Source organism: Emcibacter nanhaiensis (assembly GCF_006385175.1).
Taxonomy (GTDB): domain Bacteria; phylum Pseudomonadota; class Alphaproteobacteria; order Sphingomonadales; family Emcibacteraceae; genus Emcibacter; species Emcibacter nanhaiensis.
In genome coordinates, this window is the sequence record NZ_VFIY01000010.1 from 62,604 (window position 1) to 88,413 (window position 25,810).

Below are 25,810 nucleotides of genomic sequence, written 5' to 3' on the forward strand. Positions count from 1 at the left end.
CAACATGTCCGGCCTGCGGCGCCCGAATGACCAGAAACAGCCAGACCGGCGCGTCTCTGTGCGCCTTCTGCGGCTATGAACATCTGCCCGCCACAGCACCCGTTTGCACACCCTCTCCCTACGACAGGAGAAGCGCAGATAAAAGTATATTACAGTTACATCGTTACTGCACCGGAACCAATATTGGGATTGAAAGCGCCTTTACAAGCCCCGCCGGGGAAAAAAGCTATTCCCCCGAAGACCGGGATCTGGACGGGATTGCCAGCCTTTATGTGCCGCTGTTTGCCGAAGACCTGAATGTGTATTTTCGCGAACGCTACCTGAGCCTCAAGCCAGGCGGCATGCTGATGATCCTGTGCCCGGTGAAAAGCCGCCTCAAGGCCCCCGCCCCGCTGCCCGGCCAGAAACATGTGTTCGGCCGGCGCTCGCTGTTCTACCTGCTGGAGCGGCACGGCTTCAAATTGCACTGGAAGGACCGCTTCCGCCGCGACCCGCTGTGCCTGGTGGCGAAAAAGATGTGAGGTCAGCTTTTGACCCGGAGGTCTTCGGACACGGAGCCCAGCTTGCGCATCCAGAGCAGAAGCACTATCCCGGGTAAAGCAGCGACAGTTGTAAAAATGAAGAAACTACTCGGACCCAGCCCCTCATATAAATATCCAGAAGGCATAGACAGGAATGAAGACCCGACATTCGAGAAAGATGAAAGCAGTGCATACTGCGTCGCCGTGTAAGCCAGATTACAGAGCCCCGACATATAAGCGATAAGCAGTGTTCCTCCCACTCCGGTGGAAAAATTCTCGAAACCAATTGTGAAGGCCAGAAGTGGTACGTTATGTCCTACTTCCGCCAACACAGCAAAACTGAGGTTGGAAACCATCATGATCAGGGTTGCAATGAAGAGTCCGCGATAAGTTCCTGCAACTTTCATCAGAATACCGCCAGCGAAAACCCCCGCGATTGTTGCAAAGAAGCCAACGGTCTTATTGGCAAACGCGATTTCTCCATTAGTAAATGCCAAGTCGGCGATAATCTTGGAGGTCATCGAAGAGGCCATGCCATCACCAACCTTCAAGAGGAGCACGAACAACAATATTAAATACCACCCATGTCTGCTCAGGAATTCCTTGAACGGAACAACCACACTGAGATAGAGGTTCTCAGCAAATATTTTCCACACAGAAGGGGACTTTTCTGTGATATCCAGCCACTTGGAAATATTCTTTTCTTCTTCATGCACTAGCTCCTCGCCTTTGAGCTCCGGTTCCCCAAGGAAAATTGCAGCTGCTGTCCCGAACAACACCAGTGAACTCATGGCATAATAAGCAACATGCCAACTATATTGTTCAGCAAAGTAGAGCGCCCCCAAACCTGCAATCAGGTTCCCAACACGGTAGCCATACTGGTACATTGCCGCACTCGCCGGCAGTTCTTCGTCTTTCAGAATCTCGATACGGTAGGCGTCCACTACTATATCCTGAGAAGCACCACATACCCCGACACAAATGGCCGCGATATATGTAAGCGTTATATCCTCCACTGGATTCGTGGCGCCCAGAACAACAAGAGCCGTCACCAACATCGCCTGTGTGACAAAAAGCCAAGACCTTCTTCGACCAAACAACTTACCCAGAATAGGAAGCTCAAAGTTGTCTATTAGCGGAGACCAGAGAAACTTTATGGCATAAGGCACTTTGACCGCTGCAAACGTACCAATGACGGCGGCTGACACACCAACTTGGCCAAGCCATAGCGTCAATGTGGCCAAGATCATCGTCAACGGAAACCCTGTCCCTAGGGCCATACTGAATATGCCGATCAGGCGCGGACGGCGATAGATCTCGATGGCGTCCCACCAGCTTTGCTTGTCAGGGGAGGATGTATTCACAGACGGGTATCCGGACTATTGTTGTTTCTTTTTTTAAAAGCTTTTCTTCTGCCGGTAACTGAGCGCCTCGGCGATATGATTTTGGCCTATCCCGTCGGCCCCGTCAAGGTCGGCCAGCGTCCTCGCCACCCGGAGCACCCGGTGATAGCCGCGGGCGGTGAGCTTCATCATTTCCACCGCCCGGGCCAGCATTTCCCGCCCGCCGGGATCCGGCTCGGCCACCCGTTCCAGCACCTCCCCGTCGGCCTCGGCATTGGTGCGCACCCGCTCGCCGACACCAAGGGCCGCATAGCGTTCGCGCTGGACATGGCGGGCATTGGCGACCCGAGCGGCCACTTCCTCAGAGCCCTCGGCCGGCGGCGGCAGGGTCAGGTCCAGCGCACCCACCGCCGGGACCTCGATATGAATGTCGATCCGGTCCATCAGCGGGCCCGAGATTTTCGCCTGATAGTCATTGGCGCATTTGGGGGCCCGGCTGCAGGCCCGGCCCGGATCGTCAATATGGCCGCAGCGACAGGGATTCATGGCGGAAATCAGCTGAAAGCGTGCCGGATAGGTCACATGCATGTTGGCCCGGGCCACTACCGCCTCCCCGCTTTCCAGCGGCTGGCGCAGGCTGTCCAGCGCCGGACGCTGGAATTCCGCCAATTCGTCCAGGAACAACACCCCTCGGTGGGCCAGGGAGACTTCGCCCGGTCGGGCCTTGAAGCCGCCCCCGGTCAACGCCGCCATTGAAGCCGAATGATGGGGATTGCGGAACGGCCGCCGCCGGGTGATCCCGCCGCCAGTGAGCAGGCCCGCCACCGAGGCGATCATGCTCACCTCCAGGATTTCCGCCGGATCCATGGGCGGCAGGATGCCGGGCAATCGAGCTGCCAGCATCGATTTGCCGGAGCCCGGCGGGCCGATCATATTGAGATTATGGTTTCCCGCCGCCGCCACCTCCAGCGCCCGCTTGGCACTTTCCTGGCCCTTGATGTCCCTGAGGTCGGGGATGTGTGCGTCATCATGCTCCACCGCCGGTTTCGGCGCCGCCAGCAGCTGCGATCCCTTGAGATGATTGATCAGGCTGAGCAAGCTGTCGGCGGCGATGATGTCCAGGTCACCGGCCCAGGCCGCCTCGCCGCCGCAGGCCGCGGGACAGATCAGGCCGCGCTCTTCCTCCATGGCCCGCATGGCGGCAGGCAGCACGCCGGGCACCGCCTGCAAGCCGCCGTCGAGGCCCAGTTCGCCCAGCACCAGATAGCCGTCGGTCATGTCGCTGCCGATAGCGCCCATGGCCACCAGCACCCCCATGGCGATCGGCAGGTCGTAATGGCTGCCTTCCTTGGGCAGGTCGGCCGGGGCCAGGTTGACAGTAATCCGTTTCGGCGGCAGGGACAGGCCAATGGCGCCGAGCGCGGCGCGCACCCGTTCCCGGCTTTCCGCCACCGCCTTGTCCGGCAGGCCGACAATGGTAAAGGACGGCAGGCCGTTGGCGACCTGCACCTGGACATCCACCAGGCGGGCCTCGATACCGACAAATGCAACGGTTGTGATGTGAGCGACCATTGTTCCCCCAAGAATATATCCCTTAGGAAAACAACTATAGCGTGTATATTTTTATTTTACACCCGCGAAATAAAAAAGCCCGGCGGGAACCGGACTTCAATGACTTATTACAATAAAAAAGTGGGAACTAGACGTAGGACAAGGCTTCCAGAAATCCTTCCTTGCCGTCCTTGCTGCCCTTTTCCTTGGATTTTTTATCTTTATCGCTGCAAGCATGGGCCTCGGGAGAAATCGGTGGCAACGGCAGGGCGCGGCTGACCGGCGGCAGTGGCTCAACTTCCGCCGCAGAAGCCGCCCTTGAGCTAAACGAACTTGCCACGCTCTCTGCGTGGGCGGTCGCTGCGGCAGCGATTTTTTCCGCATGCAGGCGTTCCGCTTCCCTCACCACCCGGCGAACTTCACGCTCGGCGCGATGAATTTCAAGGGAGATCTCCACCCTCATCTCTTCGCGCAGGGCTTCCGGAATACGCTCCATCTCCTCGACTTCCGCCAGGGATTCTTCCAGATCGGCCAGGCGATCCTCATGAAGGCTCATGACTTTTTCGACCTGCTCGAGAGTGATCTCCACCGACCGCTCCAGTGCAGCCGCACTGCGCTCATCCATAAACTGCCGGGCGTGGAAGACAAAGTCGTCGCCGGCGACCACCTCGACCCGAATGACAGGATCAACAGCTTCATTCATGCCGACGAACTCGAAGTCCCTGCGGGTTTCCTTGGTATTCAGCACGGAACCTGCCACAGATGACAGACCACCAACCAGCAGCATGGCGATGGCCAGGCCGGTCAGTTTTTCCGTCACTGTGATATTCCGTTTTTTCCTCATGAATGCCTCTAATCTGGGAATGTGGGGATTTTATACATTTTTGCCGGGAAAGGCAATATTGTTGCACAAAAAATCGGAGCTTTTCACCAAATCGTGATGTTCACCGGCGGGAGTCGCCCAAAACCCGGAAAAATCAGAAATAGCGGGCCACCCGAAGCTGGATGAAATCGTCCTGCGACAAGCCATAAATGGGGTCGGCCACGGGCACATTCAGGAACAGCCGGGCGTCCAGGCTGACCTTCCAGAAGTCGCCGATCCGCCGGCTGCCTTCAATGTTAAGCAGCTTGGCGGAGGTGTTCATGTCGAAGATGGCGCCGACCAGCAGCTCGGTGCTCTGCTCGTCGTTGGCGGTCCAGCGCAGGCCGACAAACAGGTCGTCCTCAAGGAAACTGGTGGCCAGGTCGCCGCGGTCGTCATAATTGTATTCCACCAGCACGCCGAGGTCGGAATAGCCGCCGCCGAGGCCATAGAAAGTATATTCCAGGCCGCCGGCAAAGGCCCAGAAGTCATCGCCCCAGGCTGCCGTGCCGTTGTTGGTCTGGTAAATGCCCTCGAATTTCCACAGGAAGCCGCCGCGGGTCGCCTGGATATCGAAGCCGGTCTGGTGGATCTGGCGATAATAGGGGATCAGCACCATATTGCCGGCCCCGTCCAGCCCGAGCATAAATTCGGGATCACGGGCGGTGCCCTGGAAATGATAGAGCCCGAGGTCAAAGTCGCCGATCACATGGGACCAGCGGATCGCCCAGTCCGGATGCCATTCCTCGTCACCGGACTGATACATCGTCTGGTCATAATCCACCGGCAGCGGCATGCGCAAACGTCCGCCGGCGCCCGGGAATTTGCGCTCCCGGAAATAGGTCATCAGATAGCCGGAGAAGGTACCCACCTCGGTGGTGTAGCTCAGGCTCAGCATGGGCTGGCCCAGCTTGTCTTCCTGGTCCACATCCTCAAGGAAGTCATCCTGGTTCAAGATATCCACCAGGTGATTGGATTCGGTGACGCCCCAGAAGACCGTATTGACCCCGGCTGTAACTGTCAGTTTGTCAAACACGCCCAGCCATTTGAATTCCCGGACGTCGAAATGACTGCGGTCGTCATCCTGGGCGTCCAGGCGGCCGAACAGGTCGGCGACGAAAATATGGTTGCCGTCTTCGGAGACATATTCCAGCCGCGGCTCCGCCGCCACGGACAGGGTCCAGTCTTCCGGTTCCGGATAGAAGGAGGTCTGGGGATAAACCCGGCCCTCGGCCTCCACATAGCCGGAAAAGTCAAACCCGTTATATTCGTCTTCATAGACGGTTTCGTTATATTGTTCCTCGGCCATGGGGGCCATTTCTGCCGCAAAGGGGGACGGCTCTTCCATGGGCTCCGCTTCCGGCACCGGCTCGGCCACGGGCGCCGGTTCGGCCGGCATCTCCGGAACGGGCTCCGGTTCCGGGACAGGTTCCGGTTCAGGGGCTGGTGGCTGGCTGGCCAGAACCTGGCGTGACCATTCCGCCTCGCTCACCGGCAACAGGTCGAACACGAGGCGGTGCGGACGGCCGTCCACTGCCCGCAGGCCGAAGGTGCGCGACACCGTGGCCGGGCGGCGCAGGGTGATTTCGAGACGGAAACTGTCCTCCAGGTTGCGGACCTCAACGTCCTTCAGCAGGCCCACTGCCTCGGCCCGTTCGGTCAGGGCCGGTGTAATCGGCTCGCCGGCCTTGTCTTTCAGCTCAATGATAATGCGGCGCGGACCCTCCAGATAGCTGACCGCATAGGGCGCCTGCTGGCTGAGGTCCACCACAAGACGGGTCATGTCGGGATGTTTGCCGGAACGGACCGCCAGGACTTCCGCGTCGGCCGTCGTACCGCTAAGGGCGGCCGTCAATGACAGAGCGGCGACAGCGGTGCTGCGGCCCAAACGCCGTTTCAGTACGGCATTTGCTTTTCCGTTTCCAGTATCGGTCTTGCGCACGAATAACCCCGTCTTTTTATCATTGATTCTCGGAAACTTTTGCAGAAACAAATGTAGAAGGAGATAAAAACTCAGCATATTTAAATAGTTCTTTCGAGGTATTTAAATAAACTTGTGAGCTTTCTTCCTCAACCTGCTCAGTTCCTTAAGGTTAATCCGGCATTAACCATAATTCAGAGACAAGATTAGCGGACAGCAACCATAAATAAAGGGGAAAGTCCGGCATTTTTTAGCAAATGCCGGGAATCTCGCAGGAAATAAGGGGTTTCGAATGTTACTTCGCCGTCTTCATTCGGGACTTGGTAAAGTCGATATCTTCCAGCCCCTGCTGAAAATCATAGCGACTCATGAGCAGGCGTGTGGTTTTACCGGTCAGCTTGTTAACCATGTAAAGCTCGTGGGCGCGCCAATATTTGTCCAGATATTTCTGGTACTTGCTCATAATCAGGGTTTTGAAGTGAGCCCCGCCGCGATTGAAAAATTCGATCTTATGGACTCGATATTCATCCGTATCAATCCAGGAAATAATCTTGGTATAGCCGGATCCTTCATAAAGCGGATAGGATTCCACCACATGGCAGGTCATGCTGCCGCAGGCTTCGTCCCGTAGCCATTTGTAGCTGTATTTCCCCACTTCGCGGGAGGACATGTCCTCGTAGGAAAATTCGCTGCCCATGAACGGGCCGGACTTGCTGCGGCTGTCGATGCGCTTGATACGGCCCTTCTGGCCCAGCGCCGGAAAATAAATCCACTGGTCGTCCGGCTCGAGGATCTTGGAATGGGTCAGCAGCACAGTACCTTTGACATCCGGCGGCCGGTCGAAAATTACTAGTGATTTGTCGCCCAGATCCCGATCCTCGACCTCGAGGGTTTTGATTTTGAGATAGCGCATGCTGGTCTTGCCCTGCCTGTTGGTCAGGATCATTTCCAGTTCGGTAACGCTGTCGCCATAGCCCAGATCGCGGCGATCCATTTCTTCGGCAATCGCCAGTCCTTTTTCTTCCGCTGTCTCGGCCATGGCCGGCGCGGACAGGCCGGGAAGGCCCGCCAGCAAAAGGAGGGAGAGGAAAGCGGCAGCTTTAGGCATTTGCATCTTTTTTCGATCCTTTTTTGTCAACAAACAACAGTATGGTCGGCAGCAGCAGGAAGTCGGTCACCAGCGCCACGGCAATGATCAGCGCCGTCAGGAGCCCCATCTTCGCATTGATAAGATAGTCGGAGAATCCCAAGGTCACAAATCCACAGATAAGAACCAGCGAAGAGATCCACAAGGGGGAACCGACCATGGCAAAAGCGTAGCGTACGGAATCCTCCGGACCCAATCCTTTCTCGAGGCTGCCCCGCCGGTATTTACTGAGAAAATGCACGGTACAATCCACAATCAGGCCGAGCGCGGTCGCGGTCACAGCGGAGGCAAAAATCCCCAGCCTGCCGTCAATGATCGCCCAGAGGCCAAAGGCCGCGACAGCCGGCAATACGTTGGGTACAATACTGATCAGTCCCAGCCTGAAACTGCGTAGCGCCGCGACCAGGCACAGGGAAATCAGCACAAAGGCCACCCCCGTCCCGACCATCATGCTGTCAAAGGTCCGGCGGGTCAGGTAAGCAAAGATAATCCCCGGACTGGTGCCGCCCGGCGTCATGATGCGGCCCTCGCCCTGCCGGGCGTCAAACCATTCCCTGGTCCGCTCTGTCAGCGCCTTCATGTCCGTCGTGTTCACATCGCCCAGGCTTGCCGTCACCCGGGTTGCCGACTTGCCGATATCGATCTGATTGTTGAGGTCAAGGCCGTAGGGCAAGGACATTTCATAGAGAAGAAGATACTGGGCCGCCAGATTGCGCTCTTCAGGCAATTTATACCAGGCGGGATCATCGCCGTGCATGTTTTTGTTGAGCCGCTTCATGACATCAACAATGGAGAAGACATGGACCACTTCGGGCTGGGCTTCCAACCAGTCGGTAAATTCCTGCAGTTGCTTCATATAGTCGGGATTTGCAATCCCGCCTTCCTCTCCGGAGGAGACGGAGAGTTCCATGGTGTAGGGGCCGACCAGGTTATCGAGCATGAACTCGGAGTCCTTGCGGAATTCAACATTCTTGGAAAAGAAGGAGATGAAATTATCATAATATTCAAGCCGGGGAATGAATGCGGCCACCGCAACACAGGACACGATCATGCCCACCAGAATGGTGTTGCGCCGCTCAATCACCCACTCCACATAGTTTTCCAGTACGATATGCTCCCGCCTGGTTTCGCCCAGGGGGCCCGTTGGCAAAATTGCCAGAAGCGACGGCAGCAGGGTGATGGCGAAAAACCAGGCTGCAAAAACCCCGATGGCCGAAATATTGCCGAGATGGTTGAAAGGCGGACTGTCATTGAAATTCAGGCTCAGAAACCCGATGGCCGTGGTGACCGAAGTTATGAACACCGGCTGGAAATTGATCCGCAGACTTTCGACAACAGCGTCCTTTTTGGCCATGCCGCGCCGCATATGGACGTAGAATGTCGCCAGAAGATGAATAGTGTCAGCCACGGCGATTGTGACAATGATCACCGGCGAGGCGGCTGAAGCAACATTGAGATAGAAGCCATAATGCCCGGTCAGACCGAGGGCAAAAAGCACCGAGGAAAAGACCACAACCATGCTGATGACCATGCCGGAGACCGAGCGCAGGAAGATCAGCAGCGTGAGTGCAATGACTGCGAACATCACGGGAATCAGTGTTTCCGAATCCGCTTCCGACGCTTCAGACATGGACAGCGACATCACCACCGTGCCCGAAAGGGCAACTTCAACATCCGGATGGTCCTTTTCAATCTGCGCCGCCATGGCGCGGATCGGTGCGACGATCTTCTTCAGGGTATCGGGCTGGGTATCGGCAGGCTGGACCGTGACCATGATTTGCGTTGTCCGGCCGTCTTCCGACACCAGCCGGTTGACCAGGGACGGTTCGTTCAAGGCAATAGCGCGGATTTTTTCCAGATCTGCGTCCGTGAGATCGGCGGCATCCCTGACCAGGTCATCCACATAAAGGTCGTCGCCCTCAGCTTCGGTATGCTGAAAGTTGGTCAGGCTGTCCACCCGGCTGACGGCTGGAAAGGTCCAGGCCTGCTCGGTCACATCCTTGATGATGCCAAGCATCTGCCGCGAAAAAACGCTCTTTTCAGAGGAATAGAGGCCGATCGTCACCAAGTCGACTTTGGAATAGTTGGCTTCCAGGTCATCCTGGGTGGCAAGCTGCGGGTTATCCGGGCCGAAAAAAATCCGGTAGTCGGTATTAAAGCCCAGCTTGGTTACGCCGGCCCCTACGAGGCCGGCCAACAGGAGGCACAGGAAAGCCACAATCCAGCGCCAGCGGACGATAAACCTGCCATAGGATATAATATATTTGTCCGACATATCGTATACTCCCCAAAACCGGTCCGGTAGTCAGTTGTCTGACCTGCCTTGCTGTTTCAGGGAGCATAATTGAATTAAGGTTATTATCCAGTAAAAATACTGAACGTCTACCATACAATTTTTTCGATACCGTCGAAGGCGACCTCGCCGCCATCATCGAAAACGATGGTGCCGGCAGAATCGTCGCTAAGCAGCATTTCGCCGGAAGCATTGTCGACGGACTGAATCGAGTCACCATTGTCCAGGGTCAGGGTCCAGCCCTGTTCGGCAGCGCTGCCGCCAAAGCCGCTCAGCTCGATGGTATCGGTCCAGCCGGCGCCGCCTGAAGCGGTGTCAGACCCGTCATTGGGGCCGAAAATGAACATGTCATTGCCGTCGCCGCCAAACATGGTGTCGTTACCAGCCCCGCCGGTCAGTGTATCGTCGCCGGTGGAGGTCCAGAGTGTGTCATTACCCTCGCCGCCATCAACGCTCACACCCTCGTCATAGGTATATTTGCTGGATGTCATGTCGAGAATATCGTCACCACCACCCATGTGGATTTCCTCGATATTCTGGATACGAGCCTGTTCACCGGTGGCAAAGTCACTGATGCCGTCATCCAGGAACAGGGCGTCATCGCCATCGGTGCCCTGCAGCACGTCATGACCACTGCCGCCGTCAAACACATCGCTGGACCGGTTGTAGCCGCTGAGGGAGACATTTTCGCCCGTTTCCACGTTGTGGGCCGCATAGCCGGACCAGGTACTGTCGGCGTTATATTGCAGCGTATCATCGCCACCCGCCCCCTGAATATCCTGGGCGCCAGCGGTGCCTTCCAGCATCTGATCGGCGATTTCAACATTGATGGCCTGGGTGGTCGAGGCTGAATCACCACCGACCCCATCCGTCGAAGTGGTTGTTACCTGAAGGGCAAAATCGTCAGAACCGGTGGCCGGCTGAACGGTCAAATTGTCCAGATCCCAACCACTGATGTCCACACTGCCGTTTTCCGCTGTGGCGGTAAAGCTGTTGGCACCGTCACTCAGCACCGCACCCTCGGGAATGGCAGAGATGCTAACCGCCAGGCTTTCTGATCCGTCGAAGTCGCCGGCCCCGATGCTAATCCGGGGAAGAGCGCTCGCACTGCCCACATCGGCAGTTACCGATTGCGGCTGGTCCGGTGTGATAGAAACATCCACCTGGGTATTGACGTCGGTATAGTCTCCGTCGCCGCCACCATAGAGGTCCTCCCAGTTCTGGTTCCCTGCTGAAGCGGAGTCCGAGAAGTGATCGTAACCGTCCGGATTCAGGCTTTGATCGCTGAAATAAGCCGGCGCACTCCTGCCGCTCAGGGGCTGGCCATCCACCATGGGTGTCCAGACGCCGTCGATATTGTCGAAAGTAACTTGGTCACCGTCGGCAAGAGCAGAATTCTGCCTGTCCCCGTCCGGAATGATAAAGAACCCGAGCGTGACCCCACCTTCATAGTCGGAGGTGTCAATCGTGACGGTCTTGTCATCGCCATCCTTCACATTGTCCTGAATGATCGCGCCGCCAATCGGGTTGCCGTCCGCATCGGCAACATAAAAGCCGTGTGAGTTGTTGTACCCGGCGTCGACGCCAAAATAGGAAACGTCAATGCTGATCACGCCGTCAGCGGGAATATCATAGTTCCCGTGGTCCGGATCCAGAACCAGTGTGCTGGACATCTGCATTTCCGGCACGTCGGCCACAGCCGTCACATCGATGGACGCGGTGGAGGACACGGTCTCGGTACCGTCGGTGACGTCGAAACTGACAGGAACCTCATCGCCCGAGAAATCCGCTTTCGGCTCAAATGTCCAGGTACCGTCCCCGTTATCGGAAACTGTCCCGAACGCCGGGTCGACGCTGACGCTGCTGACTGACAAGCTGTCGCCATCCACGTCGGACGCGTTGGCAAGAAGCTGATCGGCGCTGAAGGTGATTGAGGTGTCCTCGTTTGTTGCGCCAAGGTCCACCGAGCCCACCACCGGACCGTCATTGTCCGGCGCCACAGTAAGGGTCACCGTACCGCTGTCGGTCAGGGAGCCGTCGCTCAGAGTATAACTGAAGCTGTCTTCCCCGTGGAAGTCTTCCGCCGGCGTATAGGTAAATGAGCCGTCAGTTGCGATCTCCACGGCGCCGCCATTTGCGGTTTCGATCGTCTCCGCCACCACAGAGAGTGCATCACCGTCGACATCCGTATCGTTAGTCAGGACATTACCCGCAATCGCCTGGTCTTCGGTACCGGCAAAACTGTCCGCCGCCGCGACCGGGCTCTCATTGACATCGTCAATATTGACCACGAGTTCAGCAGTGTCAGAACCACCATTGCCATCAGACACCTCAATGGTCAGGCTGCGTGAAGCCTGGGTGTCGTGATCAAGCAGACTGCCATCCGCGACCGTCACTTCACCGCTCTGGGGATCGATGGCAAAGGCGCCATCGTCGTTACCGGCCGTGATGGCATAGGTCAATGCATCACCGTCGATATCGGTTGCCGAAATGGTCGCCGCTTCCGTACCGTCCGGTGCGCCTTCGGCAACAGACGTTACCAGCTGCGCGCCATCGGACAGCACATCCGGCGCCTCTGTGTAGGAAACGGACTTTACCGTAAACTCGGAATTATCGCCGGAGGACTGGCCGGTCGCATCAGTAGCCTCGACCACAATCTTCGCCACCGGGACATCGCCGGTTTCAAGATCATAGGAGAAACTGCTGCCACTCAGCCTTGTACCGGTTTCGGGGGTCAGGCTACCGCTGGCAATTTCGTTGCCGTCCGCGTCATAGGCTGTCCATTTGCCCTGCTCTCCGCCGGGAAATTCATTTTCAATCTGGCGATCCGTCACCAGACCAACATCCGTCACCGGATTGTCAAAGGTCAGCACCAGCTGTTCACTGTTGCCAGTGGCGGGATCATAGTCGATTTGTGTGTCGATGCGCTCGCCCTGGATGCCGATCCCATCCCCGGACGTCTGCAGTCGTGCCGCACTCCCGTCAGTGGAAAATCCTTCGATTGTCACATTGTCACCAAGCTGCCCGGACCTACCGTCCACATTCAGAACAACTGTATTGGTGTCCACGCTTACCGGAGCGTTCCCATCAATCGAGACAGTAATGACCGGAGCATCATTGTCAGCCGTCACTGTCAGGGTAGCTGTCGCCTCTGTAACGCCGCCGTTACCATCCACCACGTCATAGGTCATGGACAGTTCGCCGTTGAAGTCGGCGCCCGGCTGGAAGGTCCAGCTGCCGTCCGCATTGGGCGCCAGGGCGCTGTAATCAGCAACCGGCACATCTGACATGTCAAACTGCAGGGAGCCGGACCAGGCCATGGTCTCGCGCCCATCGATCACATCTGAAGAGCGGGCGTAGCTGGCGTCCTCGGCCTCCAGGGTCACGCCGCCGACAAAGCCGCCGTTACCGTCCTGGGTGCCGCCCACGTTGATCTTGTCGACAATCAGGTTTCTGTCTTCACCGGCTACACCGTCCCCATCCCTGTCCCCGGTGCCTTCCCAGGCATCATTGACAAAGCGCACATCTATGGAGTCAACTTCGGTGCCCGCAGGCAGATCGAAACTGAAATACTCCCAGTCGCCGCGCTCAGCGGTCACATCAAAGCGGGTTTCTCCATTCACCTCAACCAGTTCGCCGTTGACATAGATCTCGAATTCAGGAGAGCCAACGCCCACATCCTCGACATTGTTCGGATCATAATGGTCGCCGGAAATTTTCAGGGTCACCGGGATATCGGTATCCTGATTCCCGATCCGCAGGTTTGTTACGGACAGGACATCCCCATCCGCGTCGGAAGCATTCGCCAGCAAGTCTGCGGGCTGAATGACAATGGCTGTGTCTTCCGTAGTAGACAATTCAGGCGATGCCAACGCATCTACCTGCGGTCCATCATTCACAGCAATCACATCCAGCGAGGCCGTTGTGGACACAAAGTCAGTTCCGTCGGTTACTTCAAAATTGAAGGGTACGTCGGTACCATTGAAGTTTTCGGCCGGGGTGAAAGTCCAGGTGCCGTCGCCGTTATCGGTCAGGGAGCCATATTGCTCGTCCACATTTACCTCGGTGACCGCCAGAATATCGCCATCGACATCGGACGCATTGGCCAGCAGGTCCTCGGCAGAGAAAGTCATTGACGTATCCTCGTCAATAGCGCCGAGATCGACCGCTTCCGCGACAGGACCGTCATTGGCGCCGGTCACGGTAATGTCCATGCCGGCCACGTCGCTGCTGCCGTTACCGTCGGACACCTCGAACTCGAAGCTCACCGCGCGTTCCTCGCCCTCGGCCAGATCATCAAAATCAGTGCCCGGATCAAAGCTGTAGCTACCGTCGGCATTGACGGTGACACTGCCGGATTCCGGACCACTGACCAGGCTGTAGGTCACCTCATCACCATCCACGTCGGTAGCGTGGAGCTGGTCATGAAGGATCACATTTTCTCCGGTCACAGCTTCGCTCTCTGCAGCCACCGGGCCGTCATTGACGGCAATCACATCCAGAGATGCCGTGGAGGAGACAAAATCGGTGCCGTCGGTCACTTCGAAATTGAACGGCACATCGGCGCCATTGAAGTTCTCGGCCGGGGTGAAAGTCCAGGTATCATCCCCGTTGTCAGCAAGCGTCCCGTAGACCGGATCAACAGTCACATCGATCACTGCCAACACATCACCGTCAAGATCGGAAGCATTGGCCAGGAGATCGTCAGCACTGAAAGTGAGTGACGTATCCTCATCGGTCGCCCCCAGATCAACCGCACCAGCCTCGGGAGCATGGTTCGCGGCAACCCCAGGTTCTTCCGCACCTCCCCCGTCAGCCGTGCCGTCTTCACCGGTGGTTTCGTCGCCCGCCAGTATGTCTTCACCGGCATTGACGGTTTCGCCGTCATCGACCGGCGTCTCTTCCAGATCAGCCACACTCAGTACAAAGTCCCTGCTGACTTCAGCACCGCCGGAATCCCGCGACGTAACGGTAACCGTTACGCTATCTTCCGCTTCGTGATCCAGGCTTACACCGTCCTTCAGCTTCAGGGAGCCGTCCACCACTTCGAACCGGTCATCGCTGACCGTATAGCTGTGGCTGTCGCTCGCATCGGGATCGCTGGTAGACAGGGTGCCGACGGTCGCACCCTCATCATTTTCAAACAGGCTGTTATCGGACAGGGCGATATCCACCGGCGCATCATTGTTGCCGGTTATAGTGAGTGTAGCGGTCGCCGTATCGCTTTGCCCGTTGCGGTCGCGCACGGTGTAAGCAATGGTGACAGTCTCGCTTTCCCCATCGCCAAGGTAATCGTATGAGCTGCCGGGATTGAAAATAACCTTTTGACCGTCATGGGTGACGGCACCGGCGCCCTCTGCGAGTTCGACACCGGAAATGACGAGCTGCCCGCCGCCCGGGGCCGTGTCGTTGGCCAGGACGTCAAGAGAAACGGTGGCATCTTCATCGCTGTCAAAACTGTCGTCTTCTGCGACGGGCAGTTCGTTGTCAGCGCCGGTTGTTCCACTGTCTGCCGAAGCATTGTTTTCCGGGGCAGCCTCCTGAGGCGCCTCATCGGAAGCATCACCTTCTGCACCTTCATTTTCATCAGAAGCAAAAACTTGCTCTTCAGGTACAGCTGGCCGATTTTCAAATTCCGGGGTTGCACCCAAAATTTCTTCATAAAGTTCGTTGCTGAGCTTGTTGAGCGGCGTCTCGATGGTCGGGGCATTTTCCATGCCTTCCAGATCAAGCGGCGCCGCCGTCGTACCGGAGGAAAATGTCGGTTCCTTGCGCGCGCTGTCATCGTCCATGTCAACCTGGGTTTCCTGGGCGGGCTCACCCCTGGAAACCAGGGAACTGACCCTGCTCAGGAACGAATGCAGGGGAGAAGGAGCACCCTGTCCTTCTTCCTGTGCGGCCGCCTGGTCGTCAGTGATGCCGTGCTGTTCCGGAAAGCCTGACCCCTCGGTCTGGTCACCGCCCAGATGAATGTTGGAGCGCGTATGAGTATCCTGGGTACCCTCGTCACTGTCCTCCCCCATGGAAACGCGGGGACGTTCGGTCTTTTTTACCTGATCCGCGCCCTGCAGGACGGGATCCAGTTCGATATCGAAAGCCTTTGAACTGTTATTTCCAGACTCACCAGTGGACATTTTCTAACTCCAGTACCGACAATCAGCTTTGTGAACGGCGCATAAAATCCATAAATGCACGTAGATACAGGGCATGAACCGGCACATCCTGTTCAGACCCGTCTTTAAAGTTAGCAAAAAGTGGTGAAGAAAACCTTTCCACATATGGTTAACAGATCGATAACAAATCGGTAAAATATCATTAAAAATCAATCTGATAGGAGATGAAAAAGATAAAATACTCATAAAATTTGAAACAAAAACAAATAAGGGCGCGGTTATTAACCATTATTCAACGCAATAGGGTTATCTAAATCATCACAGGACAAATGAAATCCGGTTTCCTCCGGGCACCCCAGGTTTCAGTTATTGTCCCGCGGTTAACCATAAAAGTTGTATTGTTTATGATAAAAAGCGCAGATAGTACCGGCAATAAACTGGACTCGATGGGGTTCATGCCCATCCTCAGAAAAGACATCCTGACAGCATCTCTGGTGCTGAATGCCCTCTCCCTGGCATTACCGATGGTCCTGCTGCAGGTTTACGACCGGATTATTCCCAATGCGGCCCTGAATACCCTCAGCCTGTTGATCCTTGGTCTTTTGGGCGTCCTTCTCATCGATATTCTGTTGCGCACCGCCCGGGCCTACCTGGCCGGCTGGATCGGCGCCAAATATGAACATGACATGGGTTGCCGGGCCCTGGAACGGATCCTCGGTTCACGGCTGCAGGATCTGGAAAAAATCTCCTCCGGCGTTCATCTCGACAGGTTCGGCGCCATTGACTCCGTTCGCGACTTTTATGCCAGCCAGGCAGGCCTGACCCTGGTGGACCTGCCTTTTGTGTTTCTGTTCCTGGGCCTGCTGGGGGTCATCGGCGGTTACCTGCTGATCGTGCCGGTGTGCCTGCTGATTATCCTCGGCGCCATCGCTTTTACACTGGGTGTACGGCTCAAGGACGCCATCGAAAAAGACGCCATCTGGGAGGATCGCCGATACAGCTTTATTATCGAAGTGCTGGGCGGCATCCATTCGGTCAAGAGCATGGCCATGGAACATCTTATGGACCGCAGGTACGAGAAGCTGCTCGAAAGCTGCTCTGCCGCGAGCTACAATGTGATATTCCTGAACGGCCTCGCCCAGGGGATTGGCAATATTTTCTCGCAGATCACCATGATCGCGGTCGCCAGCATCGGCAGCCTGCTGGTGATCAGCGGCGATATCACCATGGGGGCTCTGGCCGCCAGCACCCTGCTGGCCGGACGTACCGTTCAACCCCTGTTGCGCGCTCTGAGCATCTGGACCCGGTTCCAGCATATTCAGATCGCCCAGGACAAGCTTGCCGCCATTGACGGCCTGCAGCCGGAACGAACACAGGAAGTTTCCGACATTGACCGGATCAACTCCATCGAACTGAAGAACCTGTCCTTCAGCTACAGCAAAGATATGCCCCCCATACTACGCGAGGTGAATCTCAAGGTGGAAAGCGGTCAGGTTGTGGGGATTCGCGGCGGCAACGGCTCCGGTAAATCCACCCTTCTGTGGGCCCTCATGGCGGGCCTCGAGCCCCAGGAAGGAAAAATCCTGGTCAACGGCAAGGATCCCGCCCGGTTCTCTACAGAAAGTCTGCGCCAGCGTATTGCCTACCTGCCTCAGCGGCCGATCATGTTCCAGGGCACGATCCTGGACAACCTGACCATGTTCCGCGGCGATGAGCATATTGACGATGCCCTGAATGTCGCCGAATTACTGCATCTGGACAGCATTCTCGCCCGAATGCCCGACGGCTATGAAACCCGCATCGGCGACGGAGCGCAAAATGAACTGCCCGCCGGGATCGCCCAGAGGATTGCCATCGCCCGCACCCTGGCCAGCGAACCGGATGTCATCCTGTTTGACGAAGCCAACTCCGGTCTCGACAACAAGTCCGACGAAGACCTGTACAGACTGATGAGCGGTCTCAAGGGCACTTGCACCATGGTGCTGGTCAGCTACCGGCCGTCCCTGCTCAAACTGGCTGACAAGCTGTATGACCTGAAAAACGGCACGCTCACAGCTGTCGGTCCAAATAACAGCAAACCGAAAAGCACAAAAGCACCCGGCAAGGGAGGGGAAAGCGCATGAGCGATACACCTCCTATTGATCCTACGAACATAGAATTTGACAAGGTTCCCACCAACAAGGGACCGGCCCGGGATATGATTGACTCGCTCAATGACCGGTTCCGGGATTCCGTCAGCCTGAAGGTGACCAAAGCCGACCAGCTTGCCGAGGCGCTGCAGTCAGGACAGATCGGTTCGTTTCATGCCTCATCGGATTATGCCGCCTGCCTGCTGCCGCTGTTGCAGGCGCTCGGCTGGCGCGGACAATTGCGTCGGTTGTTTGAGTCCCTGCCCCATTTCGCTGACGGACTGGAACTGACCGAATTCCGCAATACCCTGGCAAACCTGCACTATAGAACCGATCCGGTGCAGGTTGAACTGGCCTCCATTGATCCGCGCCTGTTCCCCTGCCTGTTTGTCCAGAACGACAAGCCCATCGTCATTCTGTCCAGGGACCGCGAGGGCATTCGTTATTTTGACAGTGCCGACCAGCAGGAAAAGCTCACCGACGGCCGGAAGCAGGTCGGCACCGCCTATTTCATTTCGACAAAACACGGCACCCAGACCAACAAGCTGGACGAGGACCTGGCACCGGCAAACTGGGTCAAGGACCTGTTCCTGCGGTTCAAGGGCACCATCAAGCAGATGTTCGCCATGACACTGATGCTGAACCTGTTTGCCCTGCTGGTGCCGCTGTTTATTATGGCCATCTACGATCAGGTGATTCCGTCCCAGTCCGGCATGTCACTGGTTTACCTCCTGTCCGGCATCACCCTGGCAATCTGCTGTGAAATAGGCCTCCGGATCCTGCGTGCACGCCAGACGGCCTATCTGGGCGCCCGGGTGGAAAATATTGTCGCCAATGCCACGTTCCAGAAACTCCTGTCCCTGTCGCCGATGATGACGGAATCTGCCCCCATCGGCAGCCAGGTGTCCCGCCTCAAGGAATTCGACGCCATCAAGGGCCTGTTTTCCAGTACTCTGGTCAATGTTATCCTTGAGCTGCCGTTTGTGGTCCTGTTCCTGGCCCTGATCGCCATCCTGGGCGGCACCCTGGCCTATATTCCCATCGCCATGATGGGGATCTTCGGCCTTGTCGCCATGATCATGATCCCCGCCATGAAACGCAATGTGGCGTCTTCAAGCCGGGCCCGCGCCCGCCGTCACAGTTTCCTGGTGGAGGCCCTGTCCAACCTCAGGACCATCAAGCAGACCGCGGCCGAAAACCCCTGGCTGGACAGATACCGCAACCTGTCGGCGGAAACGGCCTATACCCATTTCCGCTCCGCCCAGGTTTCCCTGCTGCTGCAGAGCCTGGCCCAAGCCATTATGATGGGCGCCGGTATCGCCACTGTCGGTTTCGGCGTGCTGAAAGTAATTGACGGCAACATGACCGTTGGTGCCCTGATCGCCTGCATGGCCCTGGTCTGGCGGGTGCTCTCCCCGCTGCAGAGCCTGTTTCTGACCCTGAGCCGGCTGGAGCAGACCCTGAACAGCATCAAGCAGATCAACCAGTTGATGAAAATCCCGTCCGAGGACGACCTTCTGCCGAACAGCCTGACCCAGAGGACCTTTGCCGGCAACCTGGTCATGGACCGGACCAGCTTCCGCTACAAGGCGGATGCTGAACCTGCCCTGCTGGGTGCCGGGTTCCGCCTCAATGCCGGTGAAATGATGGCCATCATGGGACCCAACGCCGCCGGCAAGTCGACCATCCTGAAACTTCTGATCGCCATGCACAAACCGCAGGCCGGGCAGATTATCCTGGACGGCATGGATATCCGCCAGATCAATCCGGCGATCCTGCGCCAGTCCATCGCCTATGTGCCGCAGCAGAGCCACTTCTTCCACGGCACCATCGCCCAGAACCTGCGCCTGGCCCAGCCGATGGCTTCGCTGGTGGACTTGGAGGAAGCCTGCTGGATGGCCAACGTCCTGGATGAAGTTCTCGCCCTGCCGCAGGGATTCGAGACCCGGATCGGTGACCAGTCCATTCAAAGTCTGCCGTCCAGTTTCAAACAACGCCTGTCGCTGGCCCGGGCCTTCCTGAAACGGGCAAATATCATGCTTCTGGATGAACCGGCCAAAACCCTGGATTATGAAGGCGACCAGGCCTTCATGAGAACGCTCGCCACCCTGAAAGGCAGTTGCACCATCATTATGGTGTCGCATCGACCGAGCCATATCAAAATGGCCGACAAGGTGCTGGTGCTTGAGGACGGCCTTGTAAAGAATTTCGGTCCGCCGCAGTCCATTTTCCCGGAAACAGCGCCGCAGACCGCATAGCAGCCAGAGAAAAGGCAATAAGATGACAGATAAAAACAAAAATACGGACAAGTCGAAAATCGGAACCCATGTCACCCGGTCAAAGGAAATCATGGGCGACCTGGTGACAAAGGCGACCGAAGCCGCACAAGCCAGACACGAAAAACCTGTCAGCTATTACGCCCGTTTCCTGTCCCGGGCAATCCTGCTGGAGGAAAGCGGTCCGCCGAAAGCGATCATTTCCACCATCGGCATTATCAGCCTGTTTGTGTTCGGCTGCATCGCCTGGGCTGCCGTCACCAGGCTGGACGAAACCACGGTCGCCCAGGGACAAATCGTCCCCGCCGCCTCGGTCCAGCCGGTACAGCACCTGGAAGGCGGCATCGTGGCCGAAGTCCTGGTGGAGGAAGGCCAGATCGTCAAAAAAGGCCAGCCGCTGATCAAAATGTCGCCCTCCCAGGCAGCCTCAGAACGCGGCCGCATGCTGGCCCGCAAAGCGGCCCTGTCCATGCAGATCGAGCGCCTCAAGGCCTTTGCCCTGGACAAGGACGCAGATTTTTCAGCCTATACGGAAAGCTTCCCCACTCTTGTCCGCGACCAGCAGGAAATCCTGGCCCAGCAACAGAATTCGCGCCAGGCCCAGGAAAATGTGATCCTGGCCCAGATCGCGGAACGGCGCAACGAGGCCAAGGTACTGAGCGAACAGGAAAAAACCCTGGAGAAAACCCTGGATATCGTTTCCGAAGAACTGAGGATGCGCAAGGAACTCACTGAAAAGGGGCTTGGCTCCCGCCTGCGCCTTCTGGAAGTGCAGAAGGAACACAGCAAGGCGGAAGGAGACCTGCACACAACGCGGTCCCGCAAGGCCAGCGTCCAGGCCGGCATCAAACAGGCGGAAGGCAGCCTGATCGAACTGCAGGCGTCATTGCGCAATGACGCCCTCAATGAAATGGGCAACCTGTCCAAGGAACTGGCCGAGGTCGCTGCCGAACTGCAGCGGCTTGACGACAAGGTTCAGCGCCTCAATGTCTCGGCGCCCAGCGACGGGATCGTCAAGGGACTGAAATACCGGGTCGCCGGCAGCGTGGTCCCGCCCGGCGATGTGGTCGCGGAAGTTGTCCCCTACACCGGCAAACTGGTGGCGGAGGTACGAATTTCCCCGCGCGACATTGGGCATGTTTCCACCGGTGAAGAAGTCCTGGTCAAGATCGACACCTATAACTTTGCCCGTTTTGGCGGCGTCAAGGGAACCCTTAACCAGGTATCCGCCTCGTCCTTCATGGATGAAAAAGGCGAAACCTATTTCAAGGGGGTAGTGGAATTGCCGCAGGATTATGTCGGCCCCAACCCGGCATCCAACCGGATTACACCGGGCATGACCGTGGTGGCCGACATCAAGACCGGTGACAAGACACTGCTGCAGTATCTGGTCAAACCGATCAACAATGCCCTGAGCACCTCATTCCGGGAACGATAATCTGGCCGGGAACGATAATCTGGCCGGGAACGATAATCTGGCCGGGAACGGCAATCTGGCCGCGAACGGTAATCAGCCGACCCGTTTTTCGATCGCATCCCAGACCAGCGCGGCAATGTCGGTGCCGTCAAAGCGCTGGATTTCCTGGATGCCGGTCGGCGATGTTACGTTGATTTCCGTCAGATAGTCGCCGATCACATCGATGCCGACAAAAATCTGTCCCTGTTCGCGGAGCACGGGGCCGATCGCTTCACAGATTTCCATTTCCCGCTCTGTCAGGAGGGTCTTTTCGGCCACGCCACCCACATGCATGTTGGAGCGGGCCTCGCCTTCCGCCGGCACCCGGTTGATGGCGCCGACCGCCTCACCGTCCACCAGGATAATCCGCTTGTCGCCCTTGCGCACGTCGGACAGGTATTTCTGCACAATGAAGGGCTCCACATAGAATTCCTGGAACAGCTCGATCAGGCTGGCCATATTTTCATCTTTCGGAGTAATGCGGAATACCCCCTTGCCGCCGTTGCCATAGAGCGGCTTGACCACCACGTCCTTGTATTCATTGCGGAACTCGGTCACATCCTTGATATTGTTGGTAATCAGGGTCGGCGGCATCAGCTCCGGGAATTTGGTCAGGAAAATTTTCTCGGGCGCATTACGCACGGAGAAGGGATCATTGACCACCAGGGTTTTTCCCTCTCCGGTGCCATGGACATGTTCCAGCAGATGGGTGGCGGTAATATAGCCCATGTGAAACGGCGGGTCCTGGCGCATCAGCACCACATCGGTCTGTTCCCCCAGATCGAGGCGGCGTTCGGTGCCCAGGCTGTAGTGATTGCCCAGTTCCCGGCGCAGGGTCAAGGGCCGGGCATGGGCCAGGATCCTGCCATTCTCGTAGGACAGGTCGTTCACATGATAATGATACAGGCGATGCCCGCGCTTTTCCGCTTCCAGGCCCAGCGCAAAAGTGCTGTCGCCGTTGATGTCGATGGACTCGATAGGGTCCATCTGGATTGCCACTGCCAAACTCATGTCCGGTTATTCCTCGTCCGTGTCGTTGCTGATCAATGAAAGCACATTCCTGTTGGTGGCTTTCGACAGATCCTTCAATGTCTCCAGTATATGCTTTTTCAGGCGTTTGTCTCCCTGCCCGTCCTCTAACCGGTCCAGGCAGGTCAGCAGCTTCTGCCGGCTTTTCTCATGCTCGCCGAGATGGGACAGCAGGATGCCATGCTCATATGTATGTTCGATTTTATCCGGGTCAATAAGGCTCATGCGCTCAAGAATATCTGCGGCCAGGGAAAAATCACTGACCTGCAGGCAGCGCACCTTGATGTTGTTGAGCATCCTCACCAGGATTCCCCGGTCCGAGATCGTGGCATAATACTCCGGCTTCAGTTCCGCCTTGTCGCCGCCGATGGTGCGGATCAGGTCCCGCAGATGGTGAGCATCCAGCACCCGGCCACCGTGAAAAGGATCGATGATCGCCTGGTCCTGCTCGCCATAAACCCGGACCAGAAAATGCCCCGGGAAATTCACCCCCTCCGCCTGCCAGCCACGGGCCCGGGCAGCATGGATGTAGAGAATGCCCAGCGAGACCGGAATACCGAGCCGCCGGTCAATCACCGACATCAGGTTGGCATTCTGCAGGTCGTCATAATTTTTTTCATTTCCCTGGTAGCCATGCCGGTCATGCAGCACGTCCTTGAGGGCCAGGGCCCGCTCCTCGGCCGTTTCCGCCTCATATCCCTCATTCGCCAGGTCCAGCCCCAGGATTTTCAGATGGTGCTCATATTTCTGGAAGGAAATCCCCGGGCGGTCCAGTGCCGCCAGCATCAGCGCCGTCCTGGCAATATCAACTTCCTCATCCGTCAGTCGACCGACAGATTTAAGATAATCATACTGCTCTGCAATACTCGGGGTTATGGAACTTGGTGTCATGTTATCGCTATTAACTTTCTTCCTGCCAGGCGTCAAGAATATGACAGGGCCACCTCCACGGCACAAGCAGAATGCTGTCAAACCTGTATCCAAAGTGAGCAGCGTCGGCTTCCGGGAGATGTCGGGCAATATACCAGTTTGCCGCCCGGGAGATGCGCTGGCGCTGGGGCCTCTGGATGGCCTCAGCCGCCTCTTGTGCAGTTCCGCGGGCCTTCACTTCCACAAAAATGATGGTCTTGCCCCGCTCGGCTATCAGGTCAATTTCACCGTAGGAGCATTTAAACCGGCGTTCCCTGATCCGGTAGCCCTTGAGGTTAAGCCAGGCGGCAGCGACAATCTCCGCAAGAACGCCTTTTTGATAGGCTTTTTTCCTGCGCCTGGAGCCCATGTCAGTCCCTGCCCGCCAGTTCCAGCGCCCGGGCATAAACCTCCTTGCGTTTGCGACCGGTGGCGCCGGTCACCGCCGCAACAGCCTCCTTGACCGACAGCTTTTTCAGCGCCTGGACCAAAGCTTCATCCACGTCACTGTCGGACACTTCGGCCTCTTCCGGCGGTCCGATCACGACAACAATTTCCCCCTTCGGCAGGGCGGCCTGCTCATAATGGGCTACCACATCATCAACCGGCCCCTGCCGGATTTCTTCATAGAGCTTGGTCAGCTCCCGGCACACCGCCACCGGCCGGTTACCCAGCACCTCGCGGATATCTTTCAGGCTGTCCAGCAGCCGGTGCGGAGATTCGTAAAACACCAGGGTCGCCTTGAGGGAACGGAATTCTTCCAGAACCTTGTGTCGGCCCGCGGTTTTATGAGGCAGGAAGCCGGCAAACAGGAAGCGGTCCGTGGGCAGCCCGGCACTGGCCAGCGCCGCCAGCAGGGCGCTTGCCCCGGGCAGGCTGGTGACATGATGGCCGGCCTTGCGGGCCTCATGAACAAGGCGGTATCCCGGATCTGAGATCAGCGGCGTGCCGGCATCGCTGACCAGCACCACCTTGTGTCCCTGCTCCAGATGATCCAGCAGTTTGGGCAGCATTCGTTCCGCATTGTGATCGTGATAGGCGATCGTCGGCTTTTTAATGTCATAGCGGGCGAGCAACTTGCCGGTCACCCGGGTATCCTCGCAGGCAATCACGTCGGCTTGGCCCAGAACCTCCAGCGCGCGCAGGGTAATGTCGCCCAGATTGCCGATCGGCGTGGCCGTGACATACAGCCCGGGAGCCACTTTTTTTTCAGTCTTTTCAATCATGTCCAAACTTTTGTCTTAATTCATGGCTAGCCTATCCCAGTCATACAGGTTATTAAAGAATTTACTGGCTTTAACGGAAAAATTGGAAGGCTCCCTCCAGCGCATGAGTTCTTTGCGACATTTCCTCCTTCTTCTGATCGTTGTCGCCGCGGGCCTCTCCGGCTGCGGACCGGCGCCGACACCCATAATCCGGGACCAGGCGCCGTCATTGGCCGAGCCGAGCGAGGAAGAAGCGCCGCAGGAAGAAGAAACAGGGCCCCGCTTACAAATCCGTATCGCTCTTTTGCTGCCGCTCAGCGGTCCTGATTCTGAAATCGGCCAGGCCCTGCTCAACGCCGCCAACATGGCCCTGTTCGATTCCGGGGACAAACGGCTGGTCCTGCTCCCCGCCGATACCAGGGGTACCGTCCCCGGTGCCGAAGCCGCCATGAGAGAGGTCCTCTCGGCACGAGCGGATATCGTCCTCGGCCCCCTGTTTGCTGACAATGTACGGGCCATCAAGCCGCTGGCGCAGGAAGCCGGGATCAAGATCATCGCCTTTTCCACCGACCATACCGTGTCCGGTGACGGCGCCTACCTGCTCAACTTCCGCCCGGCCGAGCAGGTCAAGAGAATCCTGACATATGCCGCGGAACAGGGGCACGACAGTTTCGCCGCCCTGATCCCCGAAACCGCTTACGGCGAACGGGTGCTGGAAATTTTCGGCAAAACCCTGCTGCGCCTGCATCGGGACATGACCGCCGTCCAGACCTACAAACCCATGGCCAACGAACTGTTTGATCCGGTCAAGACCCTGGCCAATTACGATAGGCGGCGCCGGGAGTATCTGAATGAAGTGGATTTCCTGGAATCCCTGGGTGACGATGATGATTTCGCCCATGACCTGATGGAAGACATCAAACATCTGGAAACCCTGGGCGAAGTGGATTTCGATGCGATTCTGGTCCCTGAAGGCGGCGCCCTGCTGCGTACGCTGGCCCCATTGCTGCCCTACTATGAAATTGATCCGGCCAAGGTTAAATTCCTCGGCACCG

General features: G+C 57.2%; 15 protein-coding genes and 1 pseudogene. 5 read left to right on the forward strand and 11 right to left on the reverse strand.

Annotated features, from left to right (window positions below):
• Nucleotides 1-26 precede the first annotated feature (26 nt).
• Nucleotides 27-521, forward strand: a complete 495-nt coding sequence (locus tag FIV46_RS09825) for a hypothetical protein (protein ID WP_139940752.1) — start codon at nucleotides 27-29, stop codon at nucleotides 519-521.
• Between the two features lie 2 nt (nucleotides 522-523).
• On the opposite strand, the gene FIV46_RS09830 is transcribed toward FIV46_RS09825, so the two are convergent.
• The 7 genes from FIV46_RS09830 to FIV46_RS09860 form a co-directional block, all read right to left on the reverse strand.
• Nucleotides 524-1,885 carry an AmpG family muropeptide MFS transporter gene (locus FIV46_RS09830; protein ID WP_139940753.1) on the reverse strand — a complete coding sequence of 454 codons (1,362 nt, stop codon included), beginning with the start codon at nucleotides 1,883-1,885 and terminating at the stop codon, nucleotides 524-526.
• Nucleotides 1,886-1,918: 33 nt separating this feature from the next.
• The gene (locus FIV46_RS09835; RefSeq protein WP_139940754.1) at nucleotides 1,919-3,436 is read right to left on the reverse strand and encodes a YifB family Mg chelatase-like AAA ATPase; all 1,518 of its coding nucleotides are present in this window, start codon (nucleotides 3,434-3,436) and stop codon (nucleotides 1,919-1,921) included.
• Between the two features lie 127 nt (nucleotides 3,437-3,563).
• Nucleotides 3,564-4,235: a hypothetical protein gene (locus FIV46_RS09840; protein WP_219846061.1), complete on the reverse strand. Its 672-nt coding sequence runs from the start codon at nucleotides 4,233-4,235 to the stop codon at nucleotides 3,564-3,566.
• Between the two features lie 157 nt (nucleotides 4,236-4,392).
• On the reverse strand, nucleotides 4,393-6,219 hold the full coding sequence (locus FIV46_RS09845) for an AMIN domain-containing protein (RefSeq protein WP_181163174.1): 1,827 nt from the start codon (nucleotides 6,217-6,219) through the stop codon (nucleotides 4,393-4,395).
• Between the two features lie 274 nt (nucleotides 6,220-6,493).
• The gene (locus FIV46_RS09850) at nucleotides 6,494-7,312 is read right to left on the reverse strand and encodes an outer membrane lipoprotein-sorting protein (protein WP_219846062.1); all 819 of its coding nucleotides are present in this window, start codon (nucleotides 7,310-7,312) and stop codon (nucleotides 6,494-6,496) included.
• A complete protein-coding gene (locus FIV46_RS09855) occupies nucleotides 7,299-9,620 on the reverse strand; it encodes an efflux RND transporter permease subunit (RefSeq protein ID WP_139940757.1) in 2,322 nt (773 codons plus the stop codon). Before FIV46_RS09855 ends, FIV46_RS09850 begins: the two co-directional genes overlap by 14 nt.
• A 107-nt stretch (nucleotides 9,621-9,727) precedes the next feature.
• Entirely contained in the window at nucleotides 9,728-15,772 is a 6,045-nt protein-coding gene (locus FIV46_RS09860) for a tandem-95 repeat protein (protein ID WP_139940758.1), read from the reverse strand.
• A 434-nt stretch (nucleotides 15,773-16,206) separates the two neighbouring features.
• Between FIV46_RS09860 and FIV46_RS09865 the strand changes: the two genes are divergently transcribed.
• The 3 genes from FIV46_RS09865 to FIV46_RS09875 are packed head-to-tail and all read left to right on the forward strand — an operon-like array spanning nucleotide 16,207 to nucleotide 21,594.
• A complete protein-coding gene (locus tag FIV46_RS09865) occupies nucleotides 16,207-17,874 on the forward strand; it encodes a peptidase domain-containing ABC transporter (RefSeq protein WP_181163175.1) in 1,668 nt (555 codons plus the stop codon).
• Nucleotides 17,871-20,138: a peptidase domain-containing ABC transporter gene (locus tag FIV46_RS09870; protein ID WP_139940760.1), complete on the forward strand. Its 2,268-nt coding sequence runs from the start codon at nucleotides 17,871-17,873 to the stop codon at nucleotides 20,136-20,138. The genes FIV46_RS09865 and FIV46_RS09870 overlap by 4 nt, the downstream gene beginning before the upstream one ends.
• Before the next feature lie 22 nt (nucleotides 20,139-20,160).
• Nucleotides 20,161-21,594, forward strand: a complete 1,434-nt coding sequence (locus FIV46_RS09875; RefSeq protein WP_139940761.1) for an HlyD family type I secretion periplasmic adaptor subunit — start codon at nucleotides 20,161-20,163, stop codon at nucleotides 21,592-21,594.
• 72 nt (nucleotides 21,595-21,666) lie between these two features.
• Here FIV46_RS09875 and gshB read toward each other — a convergent pair whose 3' ends face one another.
• The 4 genes from gshB to rsmI are packed head-to-tail and all read right to left on the reverse strand — an operon-like array spanning nucleotide 21,667 to nucleotide 24,776.
• Nucleotides 21,667-22,623, reverse strand: a complete 957-nt coding sequence (gene gshB, locus FIV46_RS09880) for a glutathione synthase (protein ID WP_139940762.1) — start codon at nucleotides 22,621-22,623, stop codon at nucleotides 21,667-21,669.
• 6 nt (nucleotides 22,624-22,629) lie between these two features.
• Entirely contained in the window at nucleotides 22,630-23,532 is a 903-nt protein-coding gene (locus tag FIV46_RS09885; protein WP_139940763.1) for a SirB1 family protein, read from the reverse strand.
• 10 nt (nucleotides 23,533-23,542) lie between these two features.
• A complete protein-coding gene (locus FIV46_RS09890) occupies nucleotides 23,543-23,956 on the reverse strand; it encodes a YraN family protein (RefSeq protein WP_246056918.1) in 414 nt (137 codons plus the stop codon).
• Nucleotides 23,922-24,776 carry a 16S rRNA (cytidine(1402)-2'-O)-methyltransferase gene (gene rsmI / locus FIV46_RS09895; protein WP_139940764.1) on the reverse strand — a complete coding sequence of 285 codons (855 nt, stop codon included), beginning with the start codon at nucleotides 24,774-24,776 and terminating at the stop codon, nucleotides 23,922-23,924. Before rsmI ends, FIV46_RS09890 begins: the two co-directional genes overlap by 35 nt.
• 103 nt (nucleotides 24,777-24,879) lie before the next feature.
• Between rsmI and FIV46_RS18280 the strand changes: the two are divergent.
• Nucleotides 24,880-25,521, forward strand: a pseudogene (locus FIV46_RS18280) (penicillin-binding protein activator); the annotation flags it as partial.
• Between the last annotated feature and the right edge of the window lie 289 nt (nucleotides 25,522-25,810).